The organism is Micromonospora sp. NPDC052213 (assembly GCF_040679695.1).
Taxonomy (GTDB): Bacteria; Actinomycetota; Actinomycetes; order Mycobacteriales; family Micromonosporaceae; genus Micromonospora.
Map to the genome: position 1 here is coordinate 1 of NZ_JBFAVI010000407.1, position 1,072 is coordinate 1,072.

Sequence of the window (1,072 nt, forward strand, 5' to 3'; positions counted from 1 at the left end):
CCCCTTGCGGCGGGCGGCCGTCTCCAGCGCCACGGCGGTGGCGAAGTCCTCCACGAAGGCGACGGTGCTGCCGTCGGCCCGCAGGTCGTCCACTGTGGCGTCGGCGGTCTCCGCCGTCGCGGTGATCTGGCGGGCGCTGTCCGCGCCGGTCGCGCCGGCGTGGAAACCGCTGCGCCGGTCGTGCGAGGACTCGGCCGAGGTGCCCATGCCCACGTACGTCAGGCGCCGGTGTCCCAGCTCCACCGCCCGCTCGGCCAGCCGGTGGACCGCGCTGGCGTAGTCGGCGCCGACGTAGGGCACCGGGCCGCCGGCGTCGTCGCGGCGTCCGACGGCGACGTAGGGGAACCCGTCGCGGTTGAGCCGGAGCAGCTCCGCGCCGTCGATCTCCCGGCCGAGCAGGATGCAGCCGTCGGCCAGCCGCAGCCGGTTGTCCTGGTGGAAGATGCGCCGCCGGCCGTCCACCACCGGGGCGCTGGTGAACAGCAGCAGGTCGCAGCCGACCCGTTCGGCGTACTCCTCGATGCCGAGCAGGAACGGGTGGAAGAAGTCCCGGCTGCCGCTGGGGAAGGCCGGCTCGTAGGTGAAGACGCCGATGATCCGGTTGAACCCGGAGGCGAGGCGGCGGGCGGCCGGGTCGGCGGCGTATCCCGTCTCGGCGATGACCTGCAAGACCCGGTCCCGTGTCTCCGGCGCGATCCGGACGTCGGCGTCGGTGCGGTTGTTGAGCACCAGCGACACGGTCGCCTGGCTGACGCCGGCCATGCGTGCGATGTCACGCTGGGTGACACGCCTGGGGGGAGGGGTCACGTCGGTCCTTCCACTTCCGCTAATGCGTATTAGCGATCGGGTCGGGATGGAGCCTCTCTGCTCTCCCGGCGTCCTGTCAAGGGGTGGCCGGAAGATTTCCGTTCGATGAACTCCCTGATGTAATGCGGATTAGCAACCGCGCCCGCCGCTGCCCTGCGGTTGTTCGGGCGGGAATCTTGACAAGGGCCGACCGGGCGCGCGACAGTAGGCGGACCTCCGCGCTAATGCGCATTAGCGTGTCGTCGATCGTCCGCACGGATGATCG

1 protein-coding gene is annotated in these 1,072 nt (G+C 71.1%); it reads right to left on the minus strand.

Features of this window, described 5'->3' with window-relative positions:
* Positions 1-807 (minus strand): LacI family DNA-binding transcriptional regulator (locus tag AB0L34_RS34320; protein WP_363709836.1); only part of this gene is annotated, 807 nt, incomplete at its 3' end.
* Positions 808-1,072: the final 265 nt, after the last annotated feature.